Below are 16,771 nucleotides of genomic sequence, written 5' to 3' on the forward strand. Positions count from 1 at the left end.
CAGCATAAACGAACAAGATTTGTGGTGAAGTTTCGAGCAAGTGTCTTAAACACTTTCACAGTTAATTCTGCCTATCAGAGCCAGCGGTGCTACCCAGAAAAACATAAAGCCAGCCCAAGCTCATACGGCAGGCATCAGAGGCAGAGAAATCACAAAATCTGAACCCACATCGGGGTCAGATTGGTAAGTCAAGCTTCCTTTATGCATCTCCACAATCACTTGATAGCTTATAAATAAGCCCATACCAACGCCACAGACGCCGGTCTTTGTTGAGAAAAAGGGCTCAAATAAACAAGACTGATCCTCTTTGGAAATGCCGCAGCCATTATCACGAATGCTAATGTGCAGCAGAGACTGCTGCTCATCGATAGCCGTTTCGATCTCGATGCGAGGCTGAAAAGAACCTGACTCAGCTTTGAGGCGGCTTTCCAAAGATTCGATCGCATTCTCCAAGAGATTAAAAAAAGCCTTTCTAAGCTGATTGATATGACACTCAATCAAGGGAATAGGCGCATACTTTCGCAGCACTTCGATTCTTGGCTGGCCCTGGCCTTCAGAATCTATGCGCCCCTGAACTAGCTTGATGGCATCATCGATACAGTCTTGAATATTGCCCTTTTCTAGGGTCAGCGCATCAATGTTGTAGAAAACTCGCAAAGCTTTCACAACTGAATTAATTCTCTGGGCGCCAGACTTAATGGAATCAATTAGCCCTTCAAAATCTTCAATGATGAAATCGAGATCAAACTCAGTTTTGAAGGATTCAATTTTTTCTGACTGCCCTAAGAATTCTTCATCATATAGCTTGAGTAGCGCAATAAGCTTAGCTGCGTAGTCGCAAGCTGGCTTGGAGTTGCACAAAATAAAGCTTAAAGGATTATTGATTTCGTGGGATATCTCGCCCACAATGCGGGCAACGCTACTCATTTTTTCGCGCTGCACCAGCTTTGCTTGGGCTTTCTGCAAATCAGTAAGCGCCGACTGGAGCTGGAGGTTTTGCTCTTGAAGCTTTTGCTGGAGTGACTGAATGCGGAGCTGGGTCTCGATTCTGACCAGCACTTCTTCGAGCTGAAAGGGTTTGGTGATGTAGTCGACCCCTCCTGCTTCGAAGGCTTTGACCTTGTCATTGAGGTCATTGCCAGCGCTCAGAAAGATAACGGGAATTTCTGCGGTTCGAGGGCTGCTTTTGAGAGCTTTGCAGACTTCGTAGCCATCCATTTCCGACATATTGACGTCAAGTAAAATCAGCTCTGGCGGCAGAGATTCGATGGCAACAAAAGCGGATTTTCCATTAATTGCTTTCCGCACTTGATAGCCCTGCTGACCCAAAAAGCTTGATAAGAAGCGAATATTTTCTGGGACGTCATCAACGATTAGGATATCTGCTTTAAACTCTTCAGGCTTCACGGCAGTCAGCATTACGATAGCTTCCCAGATATTTCAAATAGATTAAACGCTGGATTCTAGATGGCTTTTGATAACTCGAGTTTGGTTAGTCAAGAAATGATTCATATTCTGAACATTGATAGGTGCTGAGAATAGATATCCTTGACCTAGCTGACAGCCGAGGCTTCGCACTAAGGAGAGCTGCTGAGGGGTTTCGATGCCTTCAGCAACCAGGGTCATGTCCATCGTGTCGCCAATGTTGACGATGGCGGTGAGTAGGCGCCGCTTTCGGGCGTTGTCTTCGACGGTTCTTAAGAAAGACTGATCGATTTTGAGGGTGTTGATGGGGAAGAGACTGAGGTAGCAAAGGGAGGAGTAGCCGGTCCCAAAGTCATCGATGCTGATTTCAATTTGGCGATCGCGCAGGTTTTGGAACACGCGCTCTGAAGCCTCTGTATTTTCCAAAATCGTGCTTTCTGTGATCTCGAGTTTGAGGCACTCCGGCGCGATTTGAGTTTCGGCAATAACGGCGTCAATTTGCTGAACAAAATTGGGCTCAGCAAATTGGGCGGCGGCCAAATTAATGCTGACGAAAAAGTCGGAGGAAACGAGCTGTTGGGTTTGCCAAAAGTTGAGTTGATGACAAGACTGCCACAGAACCCAGTTTCCTAATTGCAAAATGAGGCCGGTCTCTTCTGCAATGGGAATAAACTGGGCGGGCGAAATCATGCCGTGGGTGGGATGAATCCAGCGCAGTAAAGCTTCGGCCCCGGCAATGGTGCCGTTTTGCAGATTAATAATCGGTTGATAGTAAATTTCAAATTCTTGATTTTTAACGGCCTTGCGTAAATCGGTTTCAATTTGCAATCGTTTCAAGGCTGTTTCATGCATGGCGGGAGTGAAGATCTGGTACTGCGATTTGCCCGAGGATTTGGCGTGGTACATCGCCGTATCGGCGTCTCGCAGGAGGTCTTCGGGCTGTTGATAGCAGGCGTGACCGAAGGTGATGCCGATGCTGAAGGAGATAAACACATCGCGCTCCCGCAGCGGAAAGGAGGCTGTGAAGGCATCAAGAATACGCTCGGCGACGAGGATTGCCGCGCTGCGATCGCTGCTGTCGCGCAGGAGAATGACAAATTCATCACCCCCTAGGCGCGCTAGAAAGTCGTCTTGGCGCAACAAAGCTTTGATGCGCTGGGTGATGGCGACGAGGAGCTCATCTCCGGCAGGATGGCCGAGAGAGTCATTGATGACTTTGAAGCGATCGCAATCTAAATACAAAATGGCAAATTGATGGTCGGGCGATCGCTGGGCATAATCCAAACAAGCCTGAAGCTGCTCCATCAACAAAGCTCGGTTAGGCAATCTGGTTAGAGAGTCTTGAAACGCCATTTCCAGCAAACGAGAATTGGCGAGCTCTAACTGCTGGGTCCGCTCTCGAACCCGCGCCTCGAGCTGAGAATTGAGCTGATGGATTTCGAGCTGCGCTCGCCGCAGCGAAAGCTGATGCTGCACTCGCCGGAGCACCTCTTCAATGTGAAAAGGCTTGGTAATAAAATCTGCTCCGCCCGCCTCGAACCCTTCAACTTTGTCGCCGATGTCATTCAGCGCGCTCAAAAAAATCACCGGAATTTCGGCGAAGCGGGGATCTTGCTTTAGGTAGCGGCAAACTTCATAGCCGCTCATGCCGGGTAGCTGAATATCCAGCAGCACGAGATCGGGTGGGGAAGCTTCAATGGATAACAGGGCCATCGAACTGCTAATCGCCTTGCGCGTGCTGTAACCTCGGCTCTCCAACATGCTGGAAAGAAGGCGCAAATTGTCAGGCACATCATCAACAATCAGAATACTGATGTGTTTTTCCATACCATTTTCCTGGAGAAAGGCGATTGATTAAACAAAGCCAAGATTGATGATTGATGAATTCTATGAATCTAGAATGCTAATGATTCGATCGAATTGATAGTTCTCAACCAAGATTACCAGGCTCTTAATGATTGACGCGTGGCTTTGTGGAATCTGATCAATCAGTTTAAGACTTCTTAAATCATTGCCCTGAATGGCCGCTTCTCGCAGATTTGTGATCCATTCTTCCGACATGAATGCCAGATCGGCCCGCGTTGAAATTTGGTTGTCACTGGTTTTTTGACTGCTATTTAAGAGGGGCGAGACAGCGGGTCTTTCCTGAATAAAAGAAACGCCCAAATACTCGGCAAGTTTGCTGAAAATTTCTTCTTTGCGGAAGGGTTTCCGGACGAGATCGTCACAGCCGACGGCCAGAATGTCCTGGCGCTGCTCTTCGAAGGCGCTGGCGGTCAAGGCAATAATGATGGGCGATCGCTCGAGATGTTCAGGGGCGATCGCAGCCTGGGAAATTCCGCTGGCGCTGGAGGCGATCGCCGTTGGGGGCCTTGTTTTCAGCATCTTCGTTGCGGTGTAGCCATCCATCACCGGCATGTGCATATCCATGAAGATGAGATGAGGCTGCCAGGTCCGGCAAATCTCGACAGCTTCCTGGCCATTGACCGCTTCCTGGGTCTCCATGCCAGCGGACGTCAAGATTTTTTTGAGCAGCAAACGCACCAGCGGATGATCATCGGTAATCAAAATTCGATAGCTGGGCTGACCCGCCTCGATCGTCATTGCCATCGTCTGAGCTTCTGACTTCAGCAAATCTTTGACGTCTGTTTGGACAGGACCGGCTTGAATTTCAAACTTGAACTCGCTGCCCCGGCCAACTTCGCTCTTGACCGAAATTTCGCCACCCATCAAGTTGACAAAACTCTTGCTAATGCGAAGACCAAGCCCCGTTCCCTCGTTGATGTCTAGGCCCGTTTGAGTTTGCTTGAAAGCTTCAAAAAGTGCCCGTAATCCCTCGGACTCAATGCCAGGTCCCGTGTCCTCAACGGCAAAACTGAGGACATATTTCCTCGCATTTGTCTCTTGATTGACCAGCTCGGCGAATAAATGGGCTGAGAGCTTAACGAAGCCAAGATTGGTAAACTTAATGGCATTTCCCAAGATATTAATTAAAACTTGGCGCAGCTTCTTTTCATCACCAAAAATATATTGGGGAAGCTGAGGAGAAACGTCAAAAATGAGTCTCAGGCCCTTTGACTTTGCCTTGAGCTGAAACATGGCCTCGACATTTCTGAGAAGCTGATATAAGTTAAAAGCCTCTTCGTGGAGCGTGGTGCGTCCCGCCTCGATTTTTGACATTTCTAAAACGTCATTAATCAAAGACAAAAGATGCTCACCGCTTTGATTGACGATCTCTAAGTATTGTTGCTGGCCTTGACTAAGGGTTTTGTCGCCCAGCATGAGCTGGGTAAACCCCAAAATAGCGTTCAGGGGCGTGCGCAGCTCGTGGCTCATATTGGCCAGAAACTCGCTCTTTGCGCGGCTGGCGGCGTCGGCGGCTTCCTTGGCCTGCTGGAGAGCGGCGGCCTGCTGCTCGGTCTGCGCAAACAGCTCAGCCTGCTGCACTGCCACCCCGAGCTGGTTGCCAACCTGGGTCACAATGCGAATCTCGGGGGGCTGCCAGTGGCGAGGACCGGTGTTTTGGTAGATGGCCAGCAGTCCCCAAAGACTGCTGCCGCAAAAAATGGGGGCGATGATGTAGGCCCGGGCCTGGATGGATTCGAGCAGGTTGATGTAGCAGGGGGCAAAGCCTGCGTCATAGATGTCGTTGATGCAGCAGTAGCTGGATTTTTGCTGATAAAAGCCGCCTTGGTTGTCCTGGAGATAAACGTCTTGGATCAGCAGGCCGCTGCTGTCGAAGCGGTTGGCGGCGCAGTTGTCCTGTTCGGTGGTGCGGTATACGCGCTCGGCAAAGGTGGAGGTCTCCAGGCGAGACCAGGGTGCGTCGACGGATTCGGCAACGACGATGCCGCTCCAGTCGGGATTGAAGCGATAAATCAAGACGCGATCGCAGTCCATGGCCTGCTGCAGCTCGGCGGTGGTCGCCCCAAAAATCAGATCCAGCTGGAGGCTTTGGCGCATTTGCTGCACCACTCGGGCGATCGCCATTTCCTGATGCGCCATCAGCCGCAGGGCCGCCTCCGCCGCAATGCGCTCCCGCACTTCAGCTTCTAGCGCCGCATTGGCCGTCGTCAGCTCGGCGGTGCGCTCCTGCACGCGCACTTCCAGCTTTTCATAAGCGCGTCGGCGATCTTCCTCGGCCCACTGGCGCTGGAGCTCTGCCGTCGCCCGAGCCGCAAAGACCTGAATGATGGCTTTGGTGTTTTCGTCGATGGGCAGGGGCTTGCTATCAAAAATGCACAAGTTGCCTAGGACGGTTTGGTCAGAATCCGTCAGCGGCACGCCGATATAGCTGGTTGCGCTTACCTGCTGCAAAACTTCCAGGTCCGGGAATATTTCACACAGGTGGTCTGGCACGTAGTAAAACTGCTTCGTCGTGAGGACGACTTCGCACGGGGACCCGGCGACGGGATACTCAAAGTTTTCGACCAGCTGATTTTTGGCCCACAGAGACAGACTGCGCATGGTTTGGGTATCGCCATGGATCAGCTCCGTCACCATAACGTAGCTGACCCCCAAGGCCGAGGCCAAGTTGGCAGCGAGGGCCGAAAAAAATTCTCCCCCGGTCACTGACGCGGTCCCAGCCACGATGGCCCGCAGGCTCTCTTCGGCTCGCTGGCGCTCAGCAATCTGGGTTTCGAGTTCCCGGTTGATGGTCTGGAGCTGCTCGGGAGACTGCAGGGCGAGGAACTGGGGCACCAGCTCTAGGAGCGCAAAGGCTGTGAAGCAAGACACGATGGCTGTGAGAGCCTGCTCGATCCCGCTGACCCAGTAGTTGGGGTGCCACAGGGTCCAAATGTCGAGGAGATGCCCGGTGCCGCACAGGACAATGAAGCTGCCAAAGAGCAGAAAAACTTTGGAGAAGGGAACATCCTGGCGCTTGCGGACGAAGTACACCAGCATGGCTGGAATGGAGAAATAGGCGATCGCAATCAGGGCATCGCTCACCACATGGAGGCTTACCAAGGGCGTTTGCCATAGGTAGCAATGGCCATGGGGAATGAACTGATTAGTCAGTAGATAGAAGGGCGCAGAAAATTCCAGCATGAGTGCCTTCGAAAAAACCGTTTATCAACCTCAGGAGTCGTGTTGGTTCTTCTTATTGATTTAGGTTTGTAAACTACCCCGCCCTAAGAGGGGCGGGGCTTTCAGTAGCCCTCAAAACGACATCCTGCAAAGAACAAGACATCATCTCGGAGCCTCTAGGCGCGTTTACGATGCGCCCCAAAGTGGCAATATTTTTTGCCCCATTCACATCCGCATCTCCAATCCAGCCGCAATTTTGGTTCAAACACTCAAACTTTTTGCCCTGTCGGCTGCCAATCACCTTGCAGCAATGGCACGTCTTAGACGTGTAGCGAGGATCTACAAACCGGATGCTGACGCCAAACTTCACGCCCTTATAGGTCAGAAATTGGCGTAGCTGATAAAACGCCCAACTGTTGCTGCGTCTGCGCTCTGTCTTGGAGCGGGGCATCTGATTGGTGCGCTCTCTAATGCCGGTCAAATCCTCTAGGGCAATGGCTTGATGGTTGCTTTTTGCTTGCTGGATCAGCCGATAGCTGATGGTGTGGTTGAGCCATGCTTGGAATCTTCGCTCTCGTCCACTCAACCGTTGCAAGACCTGTCTCGCTCGTCTGCGAGTAGACCTTGTGCCTTTGGACGCTTTGCGTTGCAGCGAAGCCCGCACACGACTGTACTGGTCTCTGACTTTTGTGACCTCCTTGCCGCTAAACTTTGAACCTTCAGAGGTGCAGGCGATGTCTGTTCGTCCCAGATCTACGCCTAATACTTCGTCTGTCTCTGAAATCTCAGGGGGCTCAGACTCTAGCTGGATTTGCAGATAGAAGCTGCCATCTTTTCGTTTGACCAGGGTGGCTGATTTGGGATTCTGGCCCTGCAAGAGATGCTTTTGGTAGTTGCCGATATGCAGTCTGAACTTTTCTCGCCCCTTCAGCATCGTCAGGCTGACTATCCAGCCGGATTCTTTGAAGGTGAATGTTCGGGCGTCATAGGTGGCTGAGGTGGGAGCAAATCCTTTGACGGGTCTTCCTTTTTGCTTGGCTGTCTTTCGATTGGCACAAACCCGCCGGATGGCGTGGATGGTCATCTGAGCAGACAGACCTGAATGCGCTCTAGCCTCTTTGTAAATCAGGGACTGAACGGCGATCTGATTGATCAGTTTCTCGGGAGTCTGAGCATTCACGAACTCACAGCATTTTGCAAAGGCAGAAAGGACCGCATCAAGCTTTTCAACCTGTTGCGGCAATACTTCCAGTTTGCAAGACACCGTGAGGACTTGAGGCATTTTTAAAGCGTGAAGTTTTTTGTTCTAGCCATAGCCTATTGGGGTGTATTGGGGGGCATTGAGCTCCCAATACACCCCGCTCTTCCTCCCTACCCTGAAGAGGGATGGGGACTCTCGCGACTCAGTTGAACGATCGCAATCCCCAGTCAGAAAGAAAGTTTATCGCGGCGATCGCTAGATAGGGCAAGGCTTCGGGATGATTCAATAAAGCAAAGGCTTTCTAGCATCCCCTAAAAGAAAGAAATTAACTCCATTGTTAACCTCGGTAACTTTTAATTACCAGATAGGATCGAACGTTAACCTTGTAACTTAAGGGTTTCGCGGCGAAACTTAGCCACTAAAAAAAGGGAAACGGTACTATTTCCAGAGGATGGGGGCTGCCGCATCCGGCTTTCTGGTCCAGCGGGGTTTGTGTGAGGACGTGATTGATCAGCCTAAATCTGTTCGGTTTCGCAGACGAGGAACAGTACTGAGCGCCCAGGGATGGCAGCGTCTGCAAGCAGCCGAGCATTTGTCGTCTATCCGAGAAAATGCAGGGCGTCCCTACACCTTGGAGCAGCTGAGTCTGCGCACAGGCTTGAGTACCAAAACGCTGACCAAGGTTCGTCATCGTCAAAAGCCGGTGGATCAGCCGACCCTTGAGGCTTATTTCGAGGCGTTTGAGCTTGCACTAGGGGCTGACGACTACATTAGTCAGGATTTGTCAGATGTAGAAGTCTCTAGCGTAGCGCTCAGCAGTTTGCAAGAGGCTCCGCTGAAGGGACAGCTCGCCGTGGATTCGCCGTTCTACGTCTATCGTGCCCCAGCAGAGCGACTGTGCGTGCGAGAGGTGTTTCAGCTGGGGGCGCTGATTCGGATCAAGGCGCCTCGCCAGTTTGGCAAGACGTCGTTGGCAGCGCGAATCGTCAGCCAAAGTCAGGAGTCCGGGTTTCGGACGGCCATGATCAGTCTGGAGATGGCGGACCAGGGGGTCTTTAGTAGCTTAGATCAATTTCTGCGCTGGCTGTGTGCCATGGTGACACGTTATCTGGAGATGCCCAATCGGCTTCAGGACTACTGGAGCGATCTGTTTGGCAGCAGCTATAGCTGCAATGACTATTTCGAGAGCTATATTTTGCCAGCGGATGGGCGACCGCTGCTGCTAGTGATCGATGAGGTGGATCGAGTCTTTGATCATGAGGCGATCGCCGCAGATTTTTTTGGCATGCTGCGATCGTGGTATGAGCGATCGCGCTACGGCACGGCAGGGAGCGAGCTGTGGCAGCAGCTGCGCCTGGTGATTGTGCACTCCACCGAGGCCTACTTGCCGATCAAGCTCAACCAGTCTCCCTTCAACGTGGGCTTGCTGATTGAGCTCTCTGGATTTAGCGAGGCGCAAATTCAAGAGCTTGCCAACCGCTACGGCCTGACCCCCAGCGAAGAGTACACCCAGGCGCTGATGGCGCTTTTGGGGGGCAACCCCTATCTGACGCAGCTAGCGCTGTTTCACCTCAGCCGCCAAACGGTCTCTTTGGCCGATTTACCGAAGACCGCGATCGCCCCCCAGGGTATTTTTAACGGTCACCTGCGGCGTCTGCTGGGCTTCTTGGAAGAGCAGCCGGGCCTCAAAACCGCGATGCAGCGAGTCGTTCAGTCCCCTGAGGGAGCCGAAATTTATCCCACTGACGCGGTCAAGCTCCAGGGCATGGGGTTGGTTCGCTTCCAGGGGTCTGCCGCAGTGGCCGCCTGCAAGCTCTACCAGATGTATTTTGCCCATGTTCTGGACTTGGGCGCGGAGTGATCTGCCCCGGTGGGTGAGGCCGTTTGTTGATTTTGTCGTAGCATCCCTTTGCGCCCATGCTGGCTTCCCAAAATCCCAACTACGCCTATCAGGTCGGGGGCAGTCTGCCGCTCTATTCGGCCAGCTATGTGCGCCGCCAAGCCGATGAGGATCTGCTGACCGGCTTGCTCAACGGAGAGTTCTGCTACGTGTTCAACGCGCGGCAGATGGGCAAGTCGAGTCTGCGGGTGCAAACGCTGCACCGATTGCAGGCGCGGGGGGTGCGGTGTGGGGTGCTGGACATGACGGCGATCGGCACCCACGAGATCACGGCGGAGCAGTGGTACGCGTCGGTGATTGGCTTTTTGGTGAAGGAATTTCGCCTGACGCTGCCTCTGGCCCAGTGGTGGCGCGATCGCGCCCATCTCTCGCTGATCAGCCGCCTGGGGGAGTTTCTGGAGTCGGTGCTGCTCTGCCAGATTGGGGAGCCCGTCGTGATTTTCATCGATGAAATCGACAGCGTTCTGAGCCTGCCGTTTTCGGTGGATGATTTCTTTGCCCTGATCCGCGCCTGCTACAATCGCCGGGCCGAGCAGGAAGCGTACCGGCGGCTTTCCTTTGCGCTGTTTGGGGTGGCGACGCCCCGCGACCTGATTGCCGATCCGACCCGCACACCGTTCAATATTGGCCGCGCCATTGAGCTCGACGGCTTTCAGTTCGCTGAGGCCACGCCCTTGCTGACCGGCTTGGGCCAGATCAGCGCGTCGCCAGCGGAAATCTTGCACCGGGTGCTGACCTGGACCGGGGGACAGCCATTCTTGACCCAAAAGCTCTGCGATCTGATCGCGCGCCAGCTTGGCCAAGAGGGCGCGGCAGGTCCTGAGACGCCGCCTTTGGCGGGTAAGGCGCTGGTGGATTGGGTGGTGTACGCGCGTATCCTCCAGAACTGGGAGGCTCAAGATGAGCCCGAGCACCTCAAAACGATTCGCGATCGCCTGCTGTACGACGAGGCCAAAACGGGCCGACTGCTGGGCCTCTATCAGCGCCTGCTGGGAGTCTCGGGGCCGCTGGAGCCAGAGGAGCTGACCACAAAATTTCTCAAGCCTCCGGTGGCCACTGAGAGCGTGCCGTTTGATAACTCTGCGGAGCAGACGGCGCTGCTGCTCTCGGGGCTGGTGGAGCGGCGCGGCAGCGGCCTGAGCATCAAAAATCCAATTTATCAGGCGGTTTTCAATCCTGGGTGGGTGGCCAAACAGCTGGACGCCCTGCGGCCCTACGCGCCCAACCTCCGGCTGTGGGCTCAGTCGGGGTTCGCAGACAGCTCTCGCCTGCTGCGGGGTCAGGCGCTGCAAGAAGTGCTGGCCTGGGCAGAGGGCAGGAGCCTGAGCGATCTGGACTACCGGTTTATGGCGGCCAGTCAGGAGTGCGATCGCCAGGAGGTGCAGGCGCACCTAGAGGCGGAACGGCTCCAAGAGGTCGAAGCTCGGCTGGAGCTCGAGCGTCAACGCAGCCTGGAGCAGAGCCAGAGCCTGAACCGTCAGCGCACGCTGTTGGGAGTGCTCAGCGGGGCGATGGTGATGGCGATCGCCTTTGGCTTGCTGGCCTACAGTCAATATCAGCGCACTGCTCTGAGCGAACTGCGGGCGATCGCCCTGTCCTCCGACGCCCTCTTCGCCTCCAACCAGCGGCTAGACGCCCTGATCCAGGCCATCAAAGGCCAGCAGCGCCTGCGCCGCCTGGACTTCTCTGCCCCTGACCTGCGCGACACCCTCGATGCCAGCCTGCGCCGCGTCCTGCTGAGCATCCAGGAAGCCAATCGCCTCAGCGGTCACCGCAGCGCAGTGCTGACCGTCGCCTTTAGCCCCGATGGTCAGCAGTTGGTGTCCGGCAGCGTAGACGGCAGCCTCAAGTTTTGGCGGCGCGATGGCCACCTGCTGCGCACCCTCCAGGGCCACCAGAGCGTCATCCGAGTCGTGCGCTTTAGCCCTCGCGGAGATCTGTTTGCCTCCACCGGCGACGACAAAACCATCAAGCTGTGGACCCCCAGCGGGGATCTGGTGCGGACCATCCCTACCCAAATCGGCGGGATCTGGAGCCTGGACTTTAGCCCTGACGGCAGCAGCCTGATTGTCGGTGGCAGCAACGACCTGATCGAGGAGCACAGCATCAGGGGGCCGCTGATCCAGACGCTGCGAGAGACGAACGTGGGAGTGCGGGCCGTTGCCTTTAGCCCCGATGGCAAGACGATCGCCGCCGGGTGCATGGACAACACGATCAAGCTGTGGACCCGCGATGGCGTGCTGCGGCAAACCCTGCGCGGCCACGACGGCCCAGTCCAGTCTCTGGCCTTTAGCCCCGACGGAGCGCTGATGGTCTCGGGCAGCGACGATCGAACCATCAAGCTATGGCAGCAGGACGGCACCCTCCTTAGCACCCTGCCCGCCCACGAGACCATGGTGAAAGAACTGCGCTTCCATCCCGACGGCCAGAGCTTCGCTTCGGCGAGCTGGGACAAAACCATCAAGCTGTGGACCCGTGATGGACGGCTGCTCAACACGCTGCGGGGTCATGACGCGGCCATTTGGGGGATGGCGTTCAGCCCCGATGGCCGGGCGATCGCCTCTGCCGGGGCCGAAAACACGGTGATTCTCTGGAAAACCCAAAGTGATTTTCAGCAGCGCTTCTATGGCCTGACGGGCTCCACGCGCAAGCTGCTCTTCAGTCCTGACGGTGCCTCTATTGCCTTGGTGGGCACCGACAAAACCATCAAGCTGTGGACCTCCCATGGGCGACCCCTCAAGGCTATCAGCGGCCACACGGGCTCCCTCACGAGTATTGACATCAGCCCCGATGGCCAGGAGTTCGCCAGCTCCAGCGAAGACAAAACGATTCGGCTCTGGTCCCGAGACGGCACCCCGCTCAAGACCCTGACCGGACACACCAGTACTGCCTTGAGCGTGGTGTGGCATCCCGATGGACAGTCCCTGGCCTCGAGCGACGTCGAGGGAGTCATCCTGCTGTGGAGCGCCGATGGCACCCGCCTAAAAACGCTGCGCGGCCACCGAGCATCGGTCTGGGACGTGGGCTTTAGCCCCGATGGGGAGCTGCTCGCCTCCGGGGGAAATGATTCCCTCGCGAAAATCTGGAGCCGCGAGGGACGGCTGCTGCACACGCTGGAGGGGCATCAGGCCGCCGTTTGGAAGGTTGTCTTTAGCCCGGACGGTCAGCTGTTGGCCACGGGCAGCGGCGACAAAACGGCCAAGCTGTGGACCCGAGACGGGCAGCTAGTCGCGACGCTAGCGGGCCATCAAGCCGCGATCTGGGGAATTGCCTTTAGCCCCGATGGGCAGATGATTGCCACGGCCAGCGTTGATGCCACGATCCGGCTTTGGCGGCGCGATGGCCAGCTGATCACCACCCTAGAAGGCCATCAGTCGGGGGTGCGCAGCGTGGCGTTTCATCCGACGGCCCCGATCTTGGCGTCGGCGGGCGATGACCAAACCCTGATGCTGTGGGATCTCAATCAGATTTTGTCTCTAGATCCGTTGCAGTATGCCTGTGGCTGGGTGGGCGATTTTTTGCGGACCAATCCCACTGTGGAGCCGGGCGATCGCACGCTGTGTCGAGATCTGCCGCGATCGCCCAGGACGCCGTGAGACCAAGCCTCTAGGGCTGGGTGAACAGGGTTGGGTCGAGGTAGTTGATCCGCGCCAGGGGACTGAGGGCGGTCATTACCTGCTGGCCGTAGGTGCGGTGAATGACGCGGCTGTCGAGGAGGGCCACGACGCCCTGGCGCTCGCGCACCGGGGCGATCGCCCGCTGGAGCGCTGCTAGGGCCTCGGGCAGCAGATACAGCCGAAACCAGTCCTGGCGCTGCTGCTTGTAGTAGGTGACTCGGCCCGCCACCAAGGGATGCTCCAGGGAGGGCAAGGGCAAAGCGGCGATCGCCAGCAGCGACGGCGCTGGCAAGACGCTCTGGTGCTGACGCCAAAACTCCCACCCCGTCACCAAAATTCCTTTTTCGTCTAGGCAGGTGCGCTCCACCTGCACCCGCGACCCAAACTCGGCGGCCAGCAGCGACCCCAGCTGAGCCTTGAGGGGCACATCGCCCACCAGGACCACCGCCGGACCGGGCGCCGCGGCGCTAGCGCTCAGGAGCGATCGCAGCTCGCGCACCACCGCCCCCTGGTACTCCGGCGTGTTGGGCATCGGCACAGACTCCGGCAAATACAGCTGGATCAGCTCCGTCTGGCGATCGGGCGCAAACTTGATGCACGTCAGCTCGCCCAGGCCCAGGCGCTGGCGATAGATGGGCGCTTCGGCTTCCAGGTCCAGCGCCCCGCCAATCACCACCACCGGCTGGCGCTCCCAGACCCCCCGCAGGGTCGGCGCCAGCTCCACCGGGCTGGCCTGGATCGTAAACTGCCCCGCGCGTCGGTCTACCGTTGCCCACAGCAGCGAATTCGCCGCCGCGAAAGCCTGCCAAAAGCGCTGCCAAACCTCGGGCAGCCCGCCCGGCACCGCTGGCAGCCCGGTGCGCAGGTACTCCAGCGCCGACTGCTCGGGGGCCTCGACCAGGTGGCAGCCGTAGGGATTGCTCGGGTGCTGAAATAGCGATCGCGTCAAAAAGACCCGCGTATCGCGAATCAGCTCCGTCTGCTCCGGACAGGCCAGCATCAAATCATTCCAGGCCAAGGGCTGGACCTGCACCGTCAAATGGCTGTGGGCCCAGGATTCTAGGTCATCGGCCCCGTCGAGAATCGTCGGAATCCCGTCTGGAATCGTCGGCTGCGCGGCGAGGCGATCGCTCAGCCACGCCTCCGGCGACATCAGCAGCAGTCCCTGAAAATCGTCCCCTGGCCAGCGATCGCCCCGCCGGATCGTCTTGGGGCTCGAGATCCACTGCTGCAGCCGCGGGATCTCCACCATCAGCAGCCGCTGCTGCACCCCTTCTGGCGCCACAATGACCACCGACTCCGGCCAGCACAGCACCGGCATCAGATAGCTCAGGCGATAGCGACCGTAGCCCCCCGATGGCGGCTCCGCCTGTAGCAGCGCACTCCGTCCAAGCCGCAGTGCCCGCGCCACCAGCCGAGCCATCGTCAAGTGATGGGGCCAAAACGGCTCTCCCTGTTCCCGCAGGAAAGCCCGCAATTGCTGATGAACTTCTACCTCAATCACAGATCGGCAATATGGCAAGGAGTGCAAAAACTTTGTTGATAGAACAGACCCCACAAGGGCAAAGTTCCCTGCGCCGCGGTCTGCGATCGCCCCCGATCGCTCAACCCACGATCTGGGACCCGCTTCAGCCAGGCAGCAGCCTCGCTGCCAACTTTTCACCGAAGCGTGACTCTAGCCTAACCCAAACCCCCCGGAAAGGCCGGACGAGCTCTCCTGGCCTTCCAGCGCGATCGCCCTGCGCCTCAGCGCTGATGCGTACTTGTCCCGTGCTCCTGGTAATAGAACCCCTGCAAAAATTCCCGCACCGTATTAGCAGAAGGCATTTGGCCCATCGGCGTCGATCGCGCCGTCACCAGCACCTCCTCCACCACCCCCTGGGGCGAAATCAAGCGACGGCCAAAATCCGGGTGCCGATGCACCAACAGCTGCTGATCGCTGGAATTGGTAATCGACACCCGCGTCGGCACCCGGAAAAACTCCAGCTCCGACACCCGCGCCGGCATCTCCACCCCCTCAAAGGCGGCCACCATCTCCCCCAGCAGATACTCCATCATCTGCAAGTGAGCCCGCTCCTTGGGCCGGTTGGCCACCGTCTCCTGCATCATCGTCAGCATCATCTCGATATTGCGATGGGTGGCTCCCCCATCCTTGAAAGGCATGATGAAGGCATAGGCCAGCAGCAGCAAATGCTCATCGCTCTTGGCCCGAAACTTGAGCACCGTGCGGCGCCGGCACACCTCCACGCTGGGAGGCTGCCCCAGCTGGGGATAGCGCTCGGTCAGGCGCTGGTAGGCCTCCGATAGCGCGAAGTTCTCGGCATAGCCCAGCGCCGCATCTACCTCCAGCTCGATGGTGGGCGGCACCGCATTAAAAAATTGGCGGGCCGATTCGATATTGAGGTGGTGAATGTGGCTGCTGTCGCCCTTATCGCTCAAATCGACCCACTCGCAGGTCATGCCGTCGGTCTTCAGGCCAAAGCGGGACACCCCGTAGAGCTTGGCCCCTGTGAGAATAGCGCCGCTCAGATCCGCCCCGATCCAGTCCGCATCGATCAGCGTGGCTTGGGTCAGGTCCGCGTGAACAAAGCTGGTGTTGAGCAGATTGGCGTGGCTGAGGTTCGCCCCAATGAGATTGGCCCCGCTGAGTTTGGCGTCGCTGAGGTCTGCCCAGCGCAGGTCAGCGCCGCTGAGGTCCACCCAGCGCAGGTTGGCGCCGCTGAGGTTGGCGCCGCTGAGGTTGGCACGGCCCAGGTTGGCGTGGCGCAGCTCGGCGCCCCGCAGGTTGGCAGCCCGCAGGCTGGCCCGGTTGAGGTTGGCGCCGTGGAGCATCGCCTGCTCGAGGTGGGCTGCGGCTAGGGAGGCCCCTTGAACGTTGGCGCCGCTGAGGTTGGCGCCGTTGAGGTTGGCGAGGCGCAGCTGGGCTTCGCGCAGGTCAGCCTCGGTGAGATCGGCTTCTAGCAGGTTGGCCTCGGAGAGGTTGGCCCGGATGAGCTCGGCCCGAATTAGCTGAGCGCGCACCAGCTGCGCCTCGCTGAGGTCTGCTCGAATCAGGTTGGCGACGTTGAGGACGGCTTCGTTGAGGCAGGCGCCGCTGAGGTTGGCGCTGCTCAGGCGGGCGACGTTGAGCTTGGCCCGCTGGAGGTTGGCCCGATTGAGGTTGGCGCCGCTGAGGTTGGCAATGCTGAGGTTGATGTCTCTCAGGTCGGCGCCGCTGAGATTGACCTGGCTCAAATTGGCCTCGCGAAGCTCTAGGGCGGTAAAGTTTCGTTCTCCCGCCGCGTACCGATCCAAGAGTTCCGTGATGTTCATTGGGATGCCCTGAACGCACTGAGTCTATTCACCAACCGCACCTTCGGCGATCGCCTCCAGTGCAAGCTTTTTGCGCACTGCTGAGCGCGATCGCTTTCCCAAAGGCCCCGTTTCCAGGCTGATGCCAGCCTTTCCCCCAGCCGTTGCCCATCGTGCTCTTGCCATTCCTACGACGCTCTCACACCCAGCGTCAATTGAGTGCTTGACAGCTTCGATGGAAGCCGTATTTTCACGGATTTCCCAGGCAGCCTTGGGCGAGAGAAGGATCACCGCTGAGCAAAGAAAGTT

General features: G+C 57.1%; 9 protein-coding genes. 2 read left to right on the plus strand and 7 right to left on the minus strand.

Features of this window, described 5'->3' with window-relative positions:
* Positions 1-120: 120 nt before the first annotated feature.
* From GEI7407_RS00440 to GEI7407_RS00455, 4 genes are all read right to left on the minus strand, one after another.
* The gene (locus GEI7407_RS00440) at positions 121-1,419 is read right to left on the minus strand and encodes a response regulator (protein WP_015170158.1); all 1,299 of its coding nucleotides are present in this window, start codon (positions 1,417-1,419) and stop codon (positions 121-123) included.
* Positions 1,420-1,449: 30 nt separating this feature from the next.
* Complete coding sequence (locus tag GEI7407_RS00445) at positions 1,450-3,252, minus strand: bifunctional diguanylate cyclase/phosphodiesterase (RefSeq protein ID WP_015170159.1); 1,803 nt, start codon at positions 3,250-3,252, stop codon at positions 1,450-1,452.
* Between the two features lie 60 nt (positions 3,253-3,312).
* Entirely contained in the window at positions 3,313-6,474 is a 3,162-nt protein-coding gene (locus tag GEI7407_RS00450; protein ID WP_015170160.1) for a GAF domain-containing protein, read from the minus strand.
* A 73-nt stretch (positions 6,475-6,547) separates the two neighbouring features.
* Positions 6,548-7,735 (minus strand): RNA-guided endonuclease TnpB family protein, encoded by a 1,188-nt coding sequence (locus GEI7407_RS00455; protein ID WP_015170161.1) that lies wholly within the window; start codon positions 7,733-7,735, stop codon positions 6,548-6,550.
* A 370-nt stretch (positions 7,736-8,105) separates the two neighbouring features.
* Here GEI7407_RS00455 and GEI7407_RS00460 point away from each other — a divergent pair, with 370 nt between their 5' ends.
* Both GEI7407_RS00460 and GEI7407_RS00465 read left to right on the plus strand, forming a co-directional pair.
* Positions 8,106-9,515 carry an AAA-like domain-containing protein gene (locus GEI7407_RS00460; protein ID WP_015170162.1) on the plus strand — a complete coding sequence of 470 codons (1,410 nt, stop codon included), beginning with the start codon at positions 8,106-8,108 and terminating at the stop codon, positions 9,513-9,515.
* Positions 9,516-9,571: 56 nt separating this feature from the next.
* Positions 9,572-13,150, plus strand: coding sequence for an AAA-like domain-containing protein (locus GEI7407_RS00465; protein WP_015170163.1), 3,579 nt, complete (start codon positions 9,572-9,574; stop codon positions 13,148-13,150).
* Positions 13,151-13,160: 10 nt separating this feature from the next.
* Here GEI7407_RS00465 and GEI7407_RS00470 read toward each other — a convergent pair whose 3' ends face one another.
* The 3 genes from GEI7407_RS00470 to GEI7407_RS21240 form a co-directional block, all read right to left on the minus strand.
* Complete coding sequence (locus GEI7407_RS00470) at positions 13,161-14,675, minus strand: helicase C-terminal domain-containing protein (protein WP_015170164.1); 1,515 nt, start codon at positions 14,673-14,675, stop codon at positions 13,161-13,163.
* Between the two features lie 242 nt (positions 14,676-14,917).
* The gene (locus tag GEI7407_RS00475) at positions 14,918-16,483 is read right to left on the minus strand and encodes a pentapeptide repeat-containing protein (protein WP_015170165.1); all 1,566 of its coding nucleotides are present in this window, start codon (positions 16,481-16,483) and stop codon (positions 14,918-14,920) included.
* Positions 16,484-16,507: 24 nt separating this feature from the next.
* Complete coding sequence (locus tag GEI7407_RS21240; RefSeq protein ID WP_190274162.1) at positions 16,508-16,648, minus strand: hypothetical protein; 141 nt, start codon at positions 16,646-16,648, stop codon at positions 16,508-16,510.
* Positions 16,649-16,771: the final 123 nt, after the last annotated feature.

This window comes from Geitlerinema sp. PCC 7407 (genome assembly GCF_000317045.1).
Classification (GTDB): domain Bacteria; phylum Cyanobacteriota; class Cyanobacteriia; order PCC-7407; family PCC-7407; genus PCC-7407.

What these genes read in the sequence shown, in the direction of transcription:
- GEI7407_RS00465 (WP_015170163.1), top strand. Translation starts at nt 9,572, where the DNA reads ATGCTGGCTTCCCAAAATCCCAACTACGCCTATCAGGTCGGGGGCAGT.
- GEI7407_RS00460 (WP_015170162.1), top strand. Translation starts at nt 8,106, where the DNA reads ATGGGGGCTGCCGCATCCGGCTTTCTGGTCCAGCGGGGTTTGTGTGAG.
- GEI7407_RS00450 (WP_015170160.1), bottom strand. Translation starts at nt 6,474, where the DNA reads ATGCTGGAATTTTCTGCGCCCTTCTATCTACTGACTAATCAGTTCATT.
- GEI7407_RS00455 (WP_015170161.1), bottom strand. Translation starts at nt 7,735, where the DNA reads ATGCCTCAAGTCCTCACGGTGTCTTGCAAACTGGAAGTATTGCCGCAA.
- GEI7407_RS00445 (WP_015170159.1), bottom strand. Translation starts at nt 3,252, where the DNA reads ATGGAAAAACACATCAGTATTCTGATTGTTGATGATGTGCCTGACAAT.
- GEI7407_RS00440 (WP_015170158.1), bottom strand. Translation starts at nt 1,419, where the DNA reads ATGCTGACTGCCGTGAAGCCTGAAGAGTTTAAAGCAGATATCCTAATC.
- GEI7407_RS21240 (WP_190274162.1), bottom strand. Translation starts at nt 16,648, where the DNA reads ATGGCAAGAGCACGATGGGCAACGGCTGGGGGAAAGGCTGGCATCAGC.
- GEI7407_RS00475 (WP_015170165.1), bottom strand. Translation starts at nt 16,483, where the DNA reads ATGAACATCACGGAACTCTTGGATCGGTACGCGGCGGGAGAACGAAAC.